Source organism: Leifsonella bigeumensis, from assembly GCF_039537265.1.
Lineage (GTDB): Bacteria > Actinomycetota > Actinomycetes > Actinomycetales > Microbacteriaceae > Terrimesophilobacter > Terrimesophilobacter bigeumensis.
Window position 1 is genome coordinate 187,692 of the sequence record NZ_BAABAE010000001.1, and the last position, 14,753, is coordinate 202,444.

The following is a 14,753-nucleotide window of genomic DNA, read 5'->3' on the forward strand; positions in this document are numbered from 1 at the left end:
TCAGCTAGAGCGACCAAAAGTGCGCACAAACGGAGGGCGGGGGCGCGTCAGGAGGATTTGGCGATCTGCTCGTGGTGATGGATGACCTCGGCCACCACGAAGTTGAACCACTTCTCGGCGAACGCAGGGTCTAGGTGGCTCTCGGCGGCGAGCGCACGGAGCCGCGCGAGCTGCACCTTCTCCCGCTCGGGGTCGGAAGCGGGCATCCCGTGCGCGGCCTTGAGCCGGCCCACCTGCTGCGTGAACCGGAACCGCTCGGCGAGCAGGTGGGTGAGCGCGGCGTCGATGTTGTCGATGCTGAGACGGATGCCGTCAAGCTCGGCGCGGACCTTCTCGTCGTGATCACTCTCGTGGTCTGGCATGGTACGAGGTTACTGCCCAGGCGCCATCGCGGTGCCCCCGCGGAGTTTGAGGCGCTGCTGCGTGAACAGGATGCCGACGAGCACGAGCACAGCTCCGAGCGGTTCGTTCCAGGAGAGCGTCTCGCCGAGCACGAGGAATCCGAGCACGACCGCGACGATCGGGATGAGGTAGGTGACGGTCGACACATTGGTCGGCCCCCAGGCGCGCAGCACCCCGATGTTCCAGATGTAGGCCAGGCCGGTTCCGAGCGCTCCGAGCAGCACGAGGCTCGCGACGACCGGGAAGCTCAGATCGACCGGGCCGACGGCGAGGATCGGCGTGAGGAGGAGCATGATGGCCGCCGAGGTCCCGATCTGCATGAAGGCCACGGTCGTTCCGCTGATCGGGCGCGGACTCACGAACTTGCGCATGTAGCTGATCGCGACCCCGTAGGAGACGGCGGCGGCGATGCAGGCCAGCTGCCCCCACAGGTCGCCGCTCAGGTCGGAGTACTGCCATGGCGCGATGATCACGAGCACGCCGGCCACGCCGAGGAGCACGCCGACGATCTGGCCGCGAACCAGCTTCTCCACCCGGAACGCGACGGCTGCGAGAATCGCCGTTGCGATCGGGGTGATCGAGTTGTAGATGGCGGCGAGCCCCGACGAGACGTGCTGCTCGGCCCAGGCGAACAAGGTGTGCGGGATGACGCAGTTCGTCAAGGCGATGACGACGAAGTGCAACCAGACGACTCCGTCTCGCGGAAGGCGGTGCCTGCCGATGATCATGACGATGCCGAGGGTCAGCGCGCCGAGGATCTCGCGCGACCAGGCGATCTGGGTGAAGGAGACGCCGTCGAGGGCGACCTTCATGAAGAGGAAGCTCGCTCCCCAGACGAGACCCATCGCGACGAACTGGAGCAGGGCGCCGTACTTTCCGATTCCCGCGAGTTTCTCGTTCACAGGCCGACACTACCCGTGACGACCGACACGGATGCCGCCCCAAGCGACCCGGACGCGCTTCTCACGCGCGCGGCGTCCGGAACAGCACGGGCCGGCCGCCGAAGCCGGCGAGTCGCGCCTCGAGACCCGCGCGCACCCGCGGCCACTCCTCGATGACGATCGAGAACATAGCGGTGTCCCGCCAGGTTCCGTCGGCGCGCGGCTGCTCGCGGCGCACGACGCCCTCGAACGTCGCGCCGATGCCGGCAATGGCCGCCCGCGAGCGCTCGTTGAGCACATCCGTCTGGATCTTCACCCGCCCGAACCCGGCGTCGAAGGCGTACTGCAGCAGGAGCAGCTTCGCCTCGGGGTTGACGGCGGTCCCCCACACCCGCGGGTCGTAGCCGGTCCAGCCGATGTGGGTCGCCTCCCGATGCTCATCGAAGTCGCCGAGGCTCGTCGTGCCGACAACCTGACCGTCGCGCGGCCCGCCCACGAGCACGACGACGAAGATGTTGTTGGTCGACGGATGCGTGCGGGCGAACCAGTCCCGGAACTCCTGGATGTCCACCGGCAGTGCCGAGGGCCCTCCCCCGAAGCCGTACTCGAACACCGCAGGCTGCGCGATCGCCTCGAACAGTGCTAGGAGGTGGTGGTCCTCGGCCGGCTCGAGACGGATGTAGTCGCCGGCCAGAACGGCGGGCTCGGGTCGCGTGGCGGTCACCAGTCGATTCTGGCACCGGAGGCCACTCGCACCGCACACCGGTGACACGATGGTGACATGACGAACACCGTGATCTTCGAGAGCGCCGCCCGCGCCTTCCTCCAGGTGCTCGCCGGCATCCGGGATCGTGAGACGGATGAACCGGGCCAGTGGGAGCGCCCGGGGCTCGGCGTGTGGACCGTTCGCGGGCTCGCCGGCCACACCTCGCGCGCGATCATCACGGTGGGCGAATACCTCGCCGCCGGTCCGCCCGACGGCGTGCTGCCTGGTGGCGCGTCCCCATCCGATGGGTCCGGCTGCCCGGATGCCGAGACCTACCTTCTGGACCTCGCCGGCGCCGGCGCCGACCACGAGGCGGTCGCGGCGCGGGGAACCGCGGCGGGCGAGGCGCTCGGCGACGATCCGGTCGGTTCCCTTACCGAGACGCTCGATCGCACCCTTGTGACGCTCGCAACCCAGCCGGTCGATCGGATCGTTTCCGTGGTTGGAGGGCGCACGATACCGCTCGCGGAGTACCTGCGAACGCGGGTGTTCGAGTTGGTCGTGCACACCATCGACCTCTCCCGGGCGACCGGCATCCCGCATGCGATCCCGGTGCGAGCGCTCGAGGAGGCGGGGGGCCTCGCTGCCCGGGCTGCCGCGCGCAGCGGCCGGGGCGATGCGCTTCTTCTCGCGGCCACCGGGCGCGGTCCGTTGCCCGAAGGCTTCAGCGTGGTCTGAACGCCCGGAGTCACCCGACGAGGTCGTGGCGGACGACGATCGCATCGCGAGCGGGTCCGACCCCGATCGCCGAGATCCGTGAACCGCTCATCGCCTCGAGGGCGAGCACGTAGTCGCGGGCGTTCTTCGGGAGGTCGTCGAACTCGCGCACGCCGGTGATGTCCTCGGTCCAGCCGGGGAAGTTCTCGTAGACGGGCTTCGCATGGTGGAAGTCGGTCTGGTTGACCGGCATCTCGTCGAAGCGCTTCCCGTCGACCTCGTAGGCGACGCAGACCGGGATCGACTCGAGGCCGGTGAGAACGTCGAGCTTGGTGAGCACGAAATCGGTGACCCCGTTGATGCGGGCGGCGTACCGCGCGATGGGCGCGTCGTACCAACCGGTGCGTCGTTTGCGGCCGGTCGTCGTTCCGAACTCCGCGCCCTTCTCGGTGAGGAAGTCGCCCCATTCGTCGAACAGCTCGGTGGGGAACGGTCCAGCCCCGACGCGCGTCGTGTACGCCTTGATGACCCCGATGACGCGGTCGAAACGGTTCGGGGCGACACCCGATCCGGTCGCCGCACCGCCGCTCGTCGCATTGGAGGAGGTGACGAAGGGGTAGGTGCCGTGGTCGACATCGAGCATCGTCGCCTGGCCGCCCTCGAAGAGAACGGTCTTGCCGTCGTCGAGCGCCCGGTTCAACTCGAGCGCGGTGTCGGCCACCATGGGCCGCAGCCGGTCGGCGTAGGAGAGCAGTTCGGTGACGACCTCCTCGACCGCGATCGCGCGCCGGTTGTAGATCTTCGCGAGCAGCTGGTTCTTCTGGTCGAGGGCGCCTTCGACCTTCTGGCGAAGGATGTTCTCGTCGAAGAGGTCCTGGATGCGCACCCCGACCCGATTGATCTTGTCCGCATATGCCGGGCCGATCCCGCGGCCGGTCGTGCCGATCTGCCGTTTGCCGAGGAAGCGCTCCGTCACCTTGTCGAGCGTGCGGTGGTAGCTCGTGATGACGTGGGCGTTCGCGCTCACGCGGAGCCTCGACACGTCGACGCCGCGGGCCTCGAGAGCGTCGAGTTCCTCGAACAGCACGGAGATGTCGACGACGACGCCGTTCGCGATGACGGGTACGACACCGTCGGTGAGGATGCCGGACGGCAGCAGGTGCAGCGCATACTTCTCGGTGCCGACCACCACCGTGTGCCCGGCGTTGTTGCCCCCGTTGAACTTCACGACGTAGTCGAGGCGGCTGCCGAGCAGGTCGGTGGCCTTTCCCTTGCCTTCATCGCCCCATTGGGCGCCGATCAGGACGATTGCGGGCATGGCAGGGATCCCTTCGATTGGGTGGGGGATTACACCCCAGTCTATCGAGCGCTAACCCTCGAAGGTCACGTGTTGCAGGATCCAGGCGTGCATCGCGACAGCGGCGGCGGCCGAGGCGTTGATCGAGCGGGTCGAACCGAACTGGCTGATCTCGACGACCGCCTCGGCCGCTTCGATGGCCTCCGGCGTGAGCCCTGGGCCCTCCTGTCCGAACAGCAGCACGCATCGCTCCGGTAGCGGGAACGTCTCGATGACGACGCTGCCGGGCACGTTGTCGATCGCGATGATCGGGAGATCGCGTTCGCGCGCCCAGTCGACGAAGCCGACGACATCCGGATGCTGGATCACATGCTGATAGCGGTCGGTCACCATCGCGCCGCGCTTGTTCCACCTGCGGCGCCCGATGATGTGCACGGTCTCGGCCGCGAACGCGTTGGCGCTGCGCACGATCGAGCCGATGTTCATGTCGTGCTGCCAGTTCTCGATCGCGACGTGGAACGGATGCCGGTGCGTGTCGAGGTCGGCGACGATCGCCTCCATACGCCAGTAGCGGTACCGGTCGATGACGTTGCGCGTGTCGCCGTCGCGCAGCAGGTCGGGGTCGTAGCGATCGTCCGACGGCCACTCGCCGGACCATGGACCCACACCGTGCGTCGTCGACTCGGGTGACGGTGTGTGCTCTTGCTGCACCATGAGGATCAGGCTAGCGGCACGTTCGCCAGGCCCGGGTCGGGCTGTCCGAACCGCACCGTGCTTGCACTGATCGACTGCTCGATGAGGAACGGCAGCAGCTCGATCCGTCCGCTCGCCGTCACCGGATCGGCGTACACGGCGATCCCCGGCTGCCCGTGCAGCACGCGGGCGAGCACGATGCGATCTCCCCCGATGAGGCGGATGCGCGTCGTCGCGACCTCCCCGGCCTGGACCCTGGCGCGCCACCGCGTATCCGATTCGACCAGCACCTGCGCGATACCGATCGGGGCGTCGCGCGCGCCGAAGAGCTCGATGAGGTTCGCGTGCAGCGGGACGGCGGAGCTGATGGCGACGGCAGCACGCGCCGTCGTGGCGGCAGCGAGCACCCGAATGAGGTCGGCGGGCGACGCCCCCTCCGCCAGCCGGATCGTGACCGGCACCGGGCGGTGTCGCAGCAGGGTGCGCTCGATGCCGGCCTCACCAGCAGCGGGCCGGGTGGCGAGCCCCGTATCGCCGAGCTCGATCGGTACCGAGAACCGTTCGCGCCAGGCCTCCGCATCGCTCAGGGCTCCGCGGCGCACCTGGTCGAACTCCTCGAACGCCATCGAGGGCAGGGCGGCATCGATGAGCCTCGCCACCTGGGCGTCGATCCCCTCGAGAGAGACCGTGGGACCGGGCTCGGCCGCCACGGCCGACCACCGGCCGAGAGCGATCAGTTCGTCGGGTCCGCCCGCGGCGGTGCCCGATCCGATGTTCGACCGGTTCCAGCCGCCGTGCGGCAGGAGGGTGGCTGAGCCCGTCCCGACGGGACGATTGGCGAACAGCATGCCGGCCTGAACGGTGTCGAACCACTCGGCGAGCTCGTCGGCATCCAGCGCCTGGATACCTGCCGCGAGGCCGAAGCCCGGTGCGTTCTGCAGTTCGATCGCCTCGGACAGGGTCGCGGCGCGCATGATGCCGAGGACGGGGGCCCGGTTCTCCCTGGCCTGGAAACTCGACCCGGGCTGCACCCCGTCGCGCAGCCCGGTCGACCACAGGCGCCCGTTCTCGTCGAGTCGCTGCGGCCGCACGAGCCACTTCTCGTCCGCCCCGAGCACGTCGAGGGCGTCCAGCACCCGACCGACCGCAGGCCTGGCCAGCGCTGAGATCCCTGCCGCCGCCGTTCCCGGCCTGCCGGTCGGATGCGAAGCGACGGCATCCCTCAGCCGGCCGAGGAACCGGCTGGACTCGCCCACCGACCCGACGAGGATCACGGTGTCCGTCGCCGTGGCCGACTGTCCCGCGTGGTCGAACGCGCTCGCGACGATGTCCCCGACCGCGCTCTCGAGGTCTGCGCTCGGCGTCACGATGATCGCGTTGCGCCCGCCGGTCGTCGCGAAGAGCGGGATCTCGGCCTGCCAGGAATGGAAGAGCTTCGCGGTGTGCCGGCTGCCGCCCAGCAGCACGCGGTCGACCCGGGGGTGGCAGAGGAGTTCTCGGGCGAGCGTGCTCTCGTCGTCCACGAGGCCGAGCAGTTCGGCCGGCACCCCGCCGGCGATGAGCGTCTCGACGAGCACCGCCGAACTGCGTCGCGTCTCCGGCGCGGTCTTCAGGATGACGGCGCTCCCCGCCGCGAGGGCCGCCAGCACGGCTCCGGCGGGGCGGGCGATGGGACCGGATCGCGGCGGAACGACGACCGTCAGCGTGGGGGGATGGAAGACGGCATCCGTGATCCCGTCGAGTTCGCGAGCGCTCTGCGCGGCGCGACGGGCGAGGGCGATCGCCGACGTGACCTCGGCATCCGCCTCGACGATCGTGAGGCCGCTCTCGCTCACCGCGACCTCGACGAGCAGTCCACGCCACTCGGCGAGCACCTCCGCGACGCTCTCGACGACGGCCGCGCGCGTCGACCCGCGACGCTCCCCCCACTCTCGGCCGGCGGTCGCCGTGCGCTCGACAAGAGCCGCGAGCGCCGTGCTGCCGTCGAGACGGGTCCTCGCGAGAAGGGCCTCCCCCGCAGCGGAGTCCCGCGTCCGCGCGAAGACCCCGGCCGCCCACTCGCGCGTCGCCTCGAGGCTGAAGTCGGCCGAGGTCGTACGCAGCGGGTCGTAACGCCGTTCACCGGATGGCGCGGCGCCGGCTGCAACGGCGAGCGAGGCGCGGAAGCGCTCCTCCTCCCGCGCGAAGAGCTCCTCGTCTTTTCCGATGGTCGCCGCAGTCGAGAGCGAGCTGTCGGGGCCGGAGAGGTCACGAAGCCGTCGGACGAGGTACGCCGCGGCGAGCGGCAGTTGCCCCGACTGCACGACCGGCGTGTACAGCCGGATGCCGCCCAGGTCGCGCTTGGCGGCGGCGACCTGAGCGGTCGCGAGCCCGAGCATGAACTCCTGCTCGAGGCTCCCCTCGACTCTGCGCCGGCGGGCGAGGCGCCAGGTCCAGGCGGCGTCGAACAGATTGTGGGTCGCGGCGACGACCTGCACGGCTCCGGTGAGCGCCGGCTTCAGCAGGTGATCGAGTATCCGGAAGAACTGGGCGCCCGTCTCGACGCGGCTCGTGAACGGCGCCGGGGGAAGCCCGCCCAGCAGGGCGTCGACCCTCTCCTCGCCGAGCTGCTCGCCTTTCGTGACCCGGATCGTGACCGGCGGATGCCCGGCCGCCTTTCGCCTCTTCGCCCAGGTGGCCAGCGCCTCGGCAGCCGGGAGCGACTCCGGCAGATAAGCGGGGAGGCCGACCCCGAATCGAAGTGCGGGGTGGCGCTTGGCGAGCTCGTGCAGCACCCGCAAGGTCGGTTCGAGCTCGTCGAGGCGCTGCACGTCGAAGTCGATCGACTTGTCCCCCTTCGACGCCGCGAACTCGACGAGGGGGCCTAGCAGTTCGAGGGCCTGGGCGACGACGCCGTCGAGGTCGACCAGCCGCGGACGCCCGACGACCGAGGCCAGCGAGATCGAGACGCCGGCGGCATCCGGCCTCGACAGCAACTCGCGGGCGTCCATGACCTGGCGATCGGCCTCCCTCCGCCCGCTCGCGGTCGCGGCGATGGGAGCGAGGACGGGCCGGATGCCGCCCGGCTCGATGAGCTCGGCGAGCTGTTTCTCGAGGTCCGGGCCGTCGAGCCGGATGAGGAGGTGACCGATCGACCTCAGGAAGGCGTCCCTCGCGAGAGGGACGATCGGGGCCGGCAGCAGTGGTGCGAATCCGCCGGCCAGCTGTGCGCCGAACTCCGAGTACCAGTGGAGCGCATCCGGGAGCGCACGCGAGAGACGATCGAGGTTGCGACCCGCGACCCGGAGGTCATGCGGGCGCAGCACACCATCCACGAATCCGATCGCGAACGATGCACCCTCCGGGCTTGTGACGAGTTCGCCCAACCGGGTCTCGTGGGCCGGTGTGGATATGCCTGCGGCGGCATCCAGCCAGCGTCGCACGGTCGCCGCCGCCTCGTCGGCAAGGTCCGCGACCGTTTCTGGCAGGGCGCGATCGCGCAGTTCCATGCGAAAAGCCTACTTCGCCTGCCTGAACGGTCGGCGAGACCGGTCTCACCCCCGGTCTCGCCCCGAGTTGCCGGCGGTTCGGACGAGTGATGGTGCCGAAGCACCCCCGGTCGTCCGCTCGACCATCACTCGGGGGTGTGGGCGCTGAGTAGGCTCGCAGTATGGCTTCTGATACTGATGTCGTCATCGTCGGCGGCGGGCACAACGGGCTCGTCGCCGCGACCTACCTCGCCCAGGCCGGCCGTTCGGTGACCGTGCTCGAGCGGCTCGACCATGTCGGCGGGGCGGCCGTGTCCGCCGAGTCGTTCGCCGGGGTGGATGCGCGGCTCTCCCGCTACTCCTACCTCGTGAGCCTGCTGCCGAAGCGCATCATCCGGGAACTCGGACTCGACATCCGGTTGGCCAGGCGACGGTATTCCTCCTTCACACCCGAGCCGGGCAGCGATCGCGGCCTGCTCGTCGACAACGCGGATGCGAGCGCGACGGCCGCATCCTTCGCGTCGATCGGCGCCGCGAAGGACGCCGACGCCTGGCAGGAGTTCTACGCCGGGACCGCGAGGCTCGCCCGCGCGCTCTTCCCCACCGTGTGCGAGCCGCTCGCGACGCGCACCGAGGCGCGGCGTGCACTCGGTGACGACGCCCTCTGGTCGTCGATCGTCGAACGCCCCATCGGCGAGGCGATCGAGGCTGCCTTCACGAGTGACCTCGTGCGCGGCGTCGTGCTCACGGATGCCCTCATCGGCACGTTCGCCGCCGCCCACGACGCGACCCTCGCCGCAAACCGCTGCTTCCTCTACCACGTCATCGGCAACGAGACGGGGGACTGGGACGTGCCGATCGGCGGAATGGGTGCCGTGACGAGCGCGCTCGCCGATGCGGCCCGGCGCGCGGGCGCCGAACTTCTGACGGGTGCCGAGGTCACGTCGATCTCGCCCGACGGCGAGGTGCGATACGTCTCTCGCGGCAAGGAACACGTGGTCGGCGCTTGCACGGTGCTCGCCAACGTCGCACCGTACGTGCTCGACCGGCTGGTCGGGGGTGCGGGGGTCTCGGCAGGCTCGACCGGAGAAAGGTCCGCGCGACCGGAGGGCGCCCAGGTCAAGGTCAACCTCATGCTCTCGCGTCTGCCCAGGCTCAAGGACTCCTCCGTCGACCCTGCCGCAGCCTTCGGCGGCACCTTCCACATCAACGAGCTCTACAGCCAGCTGCAAACGGCGTTCGAGGCGGCAAGCGGTGGAGGCATCCCCGACCCGATCCCGGCAGAGATCTACTGCCACTCCCTCACCGACCCGAGCATCCTCTCGCCCGAACTGCAGGCATCCGGCGCCCACACCCTCACGGTCTTCGCTCTGCACGCCCCCGACCGGCTGCTCACACGGGAGAACAACGACCTGATGCGCGACCGGTTGCAGGCCGCGGTGCTCACCTCCCTGAACTCGGTGCTCGCCGAACCCATCGAGGGGGTGCTCCTGCCGGACGCGAACGGAGAGCCCTGCGTCGAGACGAAGACGACGCTAGACCTCGAGGCGGCGCTCGGGATGCCGGGCGGCAACATCTTCCACGGTCCGCTGTCCTGGCCCTTCGTGGAGGACGAAGCCCCGCTGTCGACCCCGGCCGAACGCTGGGGCGTTGCGACCGGGTGGGACCGCATCCTGCTGTGCGGATCCGGCGTCCGGCGCGGCGGCGCCGTGAGCGGCCTCGGGGGCCACAACGCGGCGATGGCGATGCTCGAGGCCGGCTGAGCCGCATCCGGCCTCGTCCGCTTGAGCCCCGCCGGCCGATTCCGGTCGCCTGAGCACTCCGCGAGCGCCTGGCCACCCGCGATCTTCACCCGGCTGTCCGCTGTGAAGAAGTCCTACGACCCTCTCGGACTCTTTACCTACGGTCCGAAGGCTGGTTGAATTCCACCCACAGCCACATTGCTGCGCACCGGCGACCGGGAGGAGCCTGCCATGGCCGATTTCGACCCGTTCGCCAACCAGGGCGGCCCCGCCGCCTGGGACCCAGAGCACGCTGGCGACGCGAAGAAGCATTCCGACGAACTCCTGCGGCGCCTCGCCGCGACGGAGGACGAGCCGGGCTCCGGGCCCTCGAAATTTTCGGACGAGGAACCGGATGGCGAGTCGGACCTCGAGCGGCTTCCAGAACCGGACGCCGGCGACGACGAGGATGCCTGAACTCTCCGAGCTCACCGGTTCGGAGCGAGCCCCGTACGTGCACCAAGATGGTTCCATGGCAATCGGCATCCTCACGAGCGGCGGAGACGCGCCGGGTCTCAACGCGGTCATCCGCGCGATCGTGTTCAGCGGCATCCAGACGCATGGCCTCGAGTTCCTCGGCATCCGGAACGGCTGGAAGGGCCTCGTCGACCAGGACGTGTTCGAGCTCGTCCGACACGACATCATGGGCATCAGCAAGCAGGGCGGCACGATCCTCGGCACCTCCCGCACCAACCCCTTCGAGCACGGCGGGGCAGAGCGCGTCCGCGAGGTCATGGAGAGCACCGGCATGGATGCTCTCATCGCGATCGGCGGCGAGGGAACCCTCGCGGCGGCCAATCGGCTCTCTGACCTCGGCCTCCCCATCGTGGGCGTTCCGAAGACCGTCGACAACGACCTCGACGCCACCGACTACACCTTCGGTTTCGACACCGCCGTGCAGATCGCGACCGAGGCGATGGACCGCCTGCGCACGACCGGCGACTCCCATCAGCGCTGCATGGTCGCCGAGGTCATGGGCCGGCACGTCGGCTGGATCGCCCTGCACTCCGGCGTCGCGGCCGGCGCCCACGTCATCCTCATCCCGGAGAAGAAGACCTCGATCGACCAGATCTGCGACTGGGTCACGAAGGCCCACGGCCGCGGCCGGGCCCCCCTCGTCGCCGTCGCCGAGGGATTCCTGCTCGACTCGATGACGGATGTCCACAACGAGCGCGGCCTCGACGCCTTCGGGCGGCCGAGACTCGGCGGCATCGGCGAAATGCTCGCGCCGATGATCGAGGATCGCACCGGAATCGAGACGCGCGCGACGACGCTCGGTCACATCCAGCGTGGCGGAACGCCGACCGCCTTCGATCGCGTGCTGGCGACCCGGCTCGGCTGGGGTGCGCTGCAGATGGTGCGCGAGCGCAAATGGGGCTTCATGGTCGCGCTCAAGGGCACCGAGATCGTCGACGTGCCGTTCGCGGAGGCGCTCGGCTCGCTCAAGACGGTTCCGGATGCGCGCTACGACGAGGTGAGCGCGCTCTTCGGCTGAGCACGGCGACCCCCGGTCGTGTTCAGCGAGGGTCGAGCTGAGGCCCGATGACCTCGGGACGGAACCCGCGGCCGACGATGCGCGCGGAGATCCTCCTCAGGATCGGCAGGAGCACCGCCGCGGCAGCCCGCTGCCACCAGCGCATCGGGTTGGCGAGGAAGCCGCCACCGCCGGGCTTCGCGATGACGTTGTGCAGGCGCAACTGGATGGGTTGCATCCGTGCCACCGGCGGCAGCCGCCTCGCCTGCACCCGGGCGAGATCCTCGGTCGTCACCGCGCCGGCACGCAGGTTGTCGACGAGGAGGTTCGCGGTCGCCACCGCATCCTGGATCGCATAGTTCACCCCGACGCCGAACGCGGGCGACATCGCGTGCGCCGCGTCGCCGATGCAGAGCAGGCCGTCCTGCCACCACTGCTCGAGGCGGTCCACCTGAACGGTCAGGAGCTTCACCTGGTCCCAGTCCTTCAGGGAGCCGACGACCTCCGCCAGGAACGGCGCGACGCGCACGATGCGCGCACGAAAGTCTTCGAGTCCGGCCGCCTGGACGTCCGGGTAACCGCCCTTGGGAATGAGCATCCCGGCCTGGTAGTAGTCGTGGCGCGGGATGGTGATGACCATCGACTCCGCATCGAGGTAGGCGAGCGTGTCGGGCGGGTTGACCTTCGTGCGCGGCAGGCGGAACCACAGCAGGTCGATCGCGACGCCGAAGTCCACCGGGACGAGCCCTGCGGAGTCGCGAACGGCCGAATCCCGGCCATCCGCGGCGACGGTGAGCAGTGCCTCGATCTCGATCGGACCGTCCTTCGTGGTCGCCGTCACACCGCGCACGCGCGCGCCACCGGCATCGCCGTCCCCGTCACGCAGGATGCCGGTCGCCTCAACGCCCATCATGAGATGGAAGTTCGGGTACCGTTTCCCCTCCTCCGCGAGCAGCGACAGGAAGTCCCACTGCGGCATGAGCGCGATGTACTCGTTCTTGCGGTGCAGCCTGGAGAAGTCGACCGGCGTCAGCCGGTTGCCGTTCACGACGACGTCGAGGGTGTGGATCTCGCTCTGCGGGATCGCGTCGAACCGCTCACGCAGGCCGAGCTGGTCGAGGAGGTCGATCGTCGAGGGGTGGATGGTGTCCCCGCGGAAGTCGCGGAAGAAGTCGACGTGCTTCTCCAGAACGACCACGTCGACCCCGGCCCGGGCGAGCAGAAGGCCGAGCATGATGCCGGCCGGACCGCCTCCCGAGATACAGCACGTCGTCGTCATCGTCTCGGGCATGGGCAGCCTCTCCGGCCCGCCGCAGCCGCGGCTCGCCATTCGGGTCGATGGCGCGGGCGGGCGCACCGTGGCACACTAGCGCTCATGATCGCAACCCTGCAAGTTCTCACCGTCGTCTTCGCCGTGATCGCTGCGCTCATCCATGTGCTCATCTTCGTCATGGAGAGCATCCTCTGGCCGACGCCGTCGACCTGGCGCCGGTTCGGGCTCCGCTCCCAGTCCGATGCGGATGTCGTGGAGCCGATGGCCTTCAACCAGGGCTTCTACAACCTGTTCCTCGCGATCGGGACCGGTCTCGGGCTCTACCTGCTCTCCTCCGGAAACGCCATGGGCGGCAAGTGGGTGCTGCTCGTGACCCTCTCCTCGATGGTGCTGGCCAGTGTGGTGCTCATGATCTCGAGCCGACGCCTCTGGCGGGCCGCACTCATCCAGGGGGTCGCTCCGCTGCTCGCGGTGGTGTTCCTGCTCTGGGCGGTTGCGGCGCACGCGCCGCTCATGGTCATCTGAGCTGCGCCGTCAGCTGAGCTGCCGCGTCATCTGGACCGCGACCGCACGTGCTCGATGAACGCCTCGACGAGGGCGTCGGCCGTGCGGGTTTCGGCTATGGCGTCGACCGCGATCCCAGCCTTGCGTGCGTCGAAGGCGGTGCGCGGGCCGATCGCCGCCACGATGGTCCCCTCGGGCAGCGGGGCGAGCTGCTCCTGGATCTGCCGTGCGACGCTGCCCGAGGTGATGAGGATGCCGCCGATGCGACCGGAGGCGACATCCGCCGCGACCTCCGGGGCCACCGGAACGCCGACGGTGCGATAAGCGGTCACGAACTCGGCGTCCGCCCCCAGTGCCTGGAGGCCGCTCACGAGGCTCTCTTCCGGAACGTTCGACTGCGGAATGAGGGCCGGGCCGGATGCCGCGAGCGACCGCCAGGCCTTCACCAGACCGCGCGCGGAGTTGTCCTGCTCGGGAACGAAGTCGACGCGGTACCCGGCGAGCGCGAGCGCGGAACCGGTCGTCTCCCCGACCGCGACGATCCGGGTCTTCTCCGGCACCCGGACTTCGTGACTGAGGAGCACGTCCACCGTCGTCGCACTCGTCACCACGAGCAGGTCGAAGGCGCCGGTCTGCAGGCGCTCGAAGGCACCGGCCAGCGCATCCGCGTTCTCGGTGCTCGCGAAGTTGATCATCGGAGCGATGACCGGAACCGCTCCGCCCTGCCGCAGGGTCGCGGCGATACCGTTCCCCCACTCGCCGCCGCGGGGGACCAGAACCCGCCAGCCGGAGAGAGGCTTGGTGCTGCGCGATGGCGTCATGCAGCGCTCGGGATTGCGGAACTCATGCCGTCTATCCTCCCGCGCGGCGCGGCGAGAGCCAAAAGCGGGGGTAGACGACTCAGTCGTCTCCGGCGACCGCCCAGGCGATGAGTCCGCCGACCACGACGACGGCCACGGCTGCTCCCACGAGCCACGGAATGGGGTTCACATCCCAGGACGCCTTCGCCCTCGTTCCGAGCGCCCCCAACTGTTTCGGCACGTTGAGCTTGTCCTCGATGGCGTCGAGCGTCGCCTCGAGCTCGGCCCGTGCCGCCGCGCTCCTCGCCCCAGCGCTCATGGTGTCCTCCGCTTCGCTGTCCCCTTGATGACCCGCACGTCGCGCTTGATACTCGTGATCGTCTCGGTGGGCTCCGGGTTGCCCTTCCCGAGCTCGCGCACCCCCAGCAGGACGAAGATCGCGACGAAGATCAGGAGCAGTGCGGCGACGATGAGCGCAGCGAGCCAGCCCGGCAGAACGACCGCGAGTCCGAGGATCGCCGCGGCCGTGAGGACACCTGTCGCGAAGAATGCGAACACCGCGGCGACCCCGAGCAGTCCGACTCCGATGCCGGCGTGCTTGAGCTTTCGCAGCAACTCGTTCTTCAGCTGGTCGAGTTCGCTCTTGACCAGTTCGACGACGAGCCCGGGAAGGCTGCCGATGAGGGAGAAGAGCGAGCGTTTCTGCTCGTGTTCGCGCGTCCGGTCGGTCACTGGATGTTCCCCCTGCCGAGACCGGA

15 protein-coding genes are annotated in these 14,753 nt (G+C 69.4%); 5 read left to right on the forward strand and 10 right to left on the reverse strand.

Annotated elements, in window-relative coordinates; all coding sequences use genetic code 11:
- Nucleotides 1-47 precede the first annotated feature (47 nt).
- The 3 genes from ABD678_RS00950 to ABD678_RS00960 form a co-directional block, all read right to left on the reverse strand.
- On the reverse strand, nucleotides 48-362 hold the full coding sequence (locus ABD678_RS00950; protein ID WP_344752792.1) for a chorismate mutase: 315 nt from the start codon (nucleotides 360-362) through the stop codon (nucleotides 48-50).
- Between the two features lie 9 nt (nucleotides 363-371).
- Complete coding sequence (locus ABD678_RS00955; RefSeq protein ID WP_344752794.1) at nucleotides 372-1,304, reverse strand: DMT family transporter; 933 nt, start codon at nucleotides 1,302-1,304, stop codon at nucleotides 372-374.
- Nucleotides 1,305-1,365: 61 nt separating this feature from the next.
- Nucleotides 1,366-2,007, reverse strand: a complete 642-nt coding sequence (locus ABD678_RS00960; protein WP_344752796.1) for a GNAT family N-acetyltransferase — start codon at nucleotides 2,005-2,007, stop codon at nucleotides 1,366-1,368.
- 57 nt (nucleotides 2,008-2,064) lie between these two features.
- Here ABD678_RS00960 and ABD678_RS00965 point away from each other — a divergent pair, with 57 nt between their 5' ends.
- Nucleotides 2,065-2,727, forward strand: a complete 663-nt coding sequence (locus tag ABD678_RS00965; RefSeq protein ID WP_344752798.1) for a maleylpyruvate isomerase N-terminal domain-containing protein — start codon at nucleotides 2,065-2,067, stop codon at nucleotides 2,725-2,727.
- Between the two features lie 10 nt (nucleotides 2,728-2,737).
- Here ABD678_RS00965 and ABD678_RS00970 read toward each other — a convergent pair whose 3' ends face one another.
- Genes ABD678_RS00970 through ABD678_RS00980 form a run of 3 tightly spaced genes read right to left on the reverse strand, consistent with a single transcriptional unit; the run spans nucleotide 2,738 to nucleotide 8,184 of the window.
- A complete protein-coding gene (locus ABD678_RS00970; RefSeq protein WP_344752800.1) occupies nucleotides 2,738-4,024 on the reverse strand; it encodes an adenylosuccinate synthase in 1,287 nt (428 codons plus the stop codon).
- A gap of 51 nt (nucleotides 4,025-4,075) precedes the next feature.
- Nucleotides 4,076-4,717 (reverse strand): TrmH family RNA methyltransferase, encoded by a 642-nt coding sequence (locus tag ABD678_RS00975; RefSeq protein ID WP_344752802.1) that lies wholly within the window; start codon nucleotides 4,715-4,717, stop codon nucleotides 4,076-4,078.
- A 5-nt stretch (nucleotides 4,718-4,722) separates the two neighbouring features.
- The gene (locus ABD678_RS00980; RefSeq protein WP_344752804.1) at nucleotides 4,723-8,184 is read right to left on the reverse strand and encodes a proline dehydrogenase family protein; all 3,462 of its coding nucleotides are present in this window, start codon (nucleotides 8,182-8,184) and stop codon (nucleotides 4,723-4,725) included.
- A gap of 161 nt (nucleotides 8,185-8,345) precedes the next feature.
- Between ABD678_RS00980 and ABD678_RS00985 the strand changes: the two genes are divergently transcribed.
- From ABD678_RS00985 to ABD678_RS00995, 3 genes are all read left to right on the forward strand, one after another.
- On the forward strand, nucleotides 8,346-9,926 hold the full coding sequence (locus tag ABD678_RS00985; protein ID WP_344752806.1) for a phytoene desaturase family protein: 1,581 nt from the start codon (nucleotides 8,346-8,348) through the stop codon (nucleotides 9,924-9,926).
- 210 nt (nucleotides 9,927-10,136) lie between these two features.
- Entirely contained in the window at nucleotides 10,137-10,361 is a 225-nt protein-coding gene (locus tag ABD678_RS00990) for a hypothetical protein (protein WP_344752808.1), read from the forward strand.
- A 55-nt stretch (nucleotides 10,362-10,416) separates the two neighbouring features.
- Complete coding sequence (locus ABD678_RS00995) at nucleotides 10,417-11,439, forward strand: 6-phosphofructokinase (RefSeq protein WP_344752810.1); 1,023 nt, start codon at nucleotides 10,417-10,419, stop codon at nucleotides 11,437-11,439.
- Between the two features lie 22 nt (nucleotides 11,440-11,461).
- On the opposite strand, the gene ABD678_RS01000 is transcribed toward ABD678_RS00995, so the two are convergent.
- Nucleotides 11,462-12,709: an FAD-dependent oxidoreductase gene (locus tag ABD678_RS01000; protein ID WP_344752812.1), complete on the reverse strand. Its 1,248-nt coding sequence runs from the start codon at nucleotides 12,707-12,709 to the stop codon at nucleotides 11,462-11,464.
- Nucleotides 12,710-12,793: 84 nt separating this feature from the next.
- Between ABD678_RS01000 and ABD678_RS01005 the strand changes: the two genes are divergently transcribed.
- On the forward strand, nucleotides 12,794-13,216 hold the full coding sequence (locus ABD678_RS01005; RefSeq protein ID WP_344752814.1) for a DUF1304 domain-containing protein: 423 nt from the start codon (nucleotides 12,794-12,796) through the stop codon (nucleotides 13,214-13,216).
- A 26-nt stretch (nucleotides 13,217-13,242) separates the two neighbouring features.
- On the opposite strand, the gene ABD678_RS01010 is transcribed toward ABD678_RS01005, so the two are convergent.
- The 3 genes from ABD678_RS01010 to ABD678_RS01020 all read right to left on the reverse strand — a co-directional run bounded on the left by ABD678_RS01010 (nucleotide 13,243) and on the right by ABD678_RS01020 (nucleotide 14,727).
- A complete protein-coding gene (locus ABD678_RS01010; RefSeq protein WP_344752816.1) occupies nucleotides 13,243-14,016 on the reverse strand; it encodes a uroporphyrinogen-III synthase in 774 nt (257 codons plus the stop codon).
- Nucleotides 14,017-14,095: 79 nt separating this feature from the next.
- Nucleotides 14,096-14,314, reverse strand: a complete 219-nt coding sequence (locus tag ABD678_RS01015; RefSeq protein ID WP_344752818.1) for a DUF3618 domain-containing protein — start codon at nucleotides 14,312-14,314, stop codon at nucleotides 14,096-14,098.
- On the reverse strand, nucleotides 14,311-14,727 hold the full coding sequence (locus ABD678_RS01020; RefSeq protein WP_344752820.1) for a phage holin family protein: 417 nt from the start codon (nucleotides 14,725-14,727) through the stop codon (nucleotides 14,311-14,313). Before ABD678_RS01020 ends, ABD678_RS01015 begins: the two co-directional genes overlap by 4 nt.
- Between the last annotated feature and the right edge of the window lie 26 nt (nucleotides 14,728-14,753).